Raw genomic sequence first — 480 nt, forward strand, 5'->3', positions numbered from 1 at the left:
CGCCTTCCAGTTCAACAGCCTCGGTCTCGCATCCGCGCAGTCCGTGATCCTGTTCGTGCTCGTGGCGGGACTCACGTTCGTCCAACTGCGCGTCTCCGACCGCTACGCACACTACTAATGTCACTCGACACTAACGACATCGCGACTGACGTTCGAGAGCGCGGACCGCTGTCGGCGATAGCCGACACACAGGTACTCCCGGCGCAGTGGCGCGTCCACCTCGGACTCATCACTTCCGTCTTAGTGATGGCCTCGCCGCTCCTGCTCGCGTTCGTAATGAGTACCCAGACCGTTCCCGAAGTGTACGACATCACGGACATCGGCGTTGGCAGCGACGGGCTGGCAAACTACGCCGAGGTGTTCACCAAGTACGGAATGGCATCGTACATGTTCAATTCCTTAGTGATGTCTATCGTCGTCACCGTCGCGAAGATCGCCGTGAGCCTCCTCGCTGCGGTTGCGCTCGTTTTCTACGACTTC

The 480-nt window shown here is 59.6% G+C and carries 2 pseudogenes; both read left to right on the plus strand.

Annotation, left to right across the window (positions count from 1 at the left end):
- Window positions 1–118, plus strand: a pseudogene (locus DVK05_RS17830) (sugar ABC transporter permease); the annotation flags it as partial.
- A pseudogene (locus tag DVK05_RS16515) lies at window positions 118–480 on the plus strand (carbohydrate ABC transporter permease); the annotation flags it as partial. The pseudogenes DVK05_RS17830 and DVK05_RS16515, both read left to right, overlap by 1 nt.

The sequence above is a fragment of the Halorubrum sp. Atlit-8R genome (assembly GCF_003666025.1).
Taxonomy (GTDB): Archaea; Halobacteriota; Halobacteria; order Halobacteriales; family Haloferacaceae; genus Halorubrum; species Halorubrum salinarum.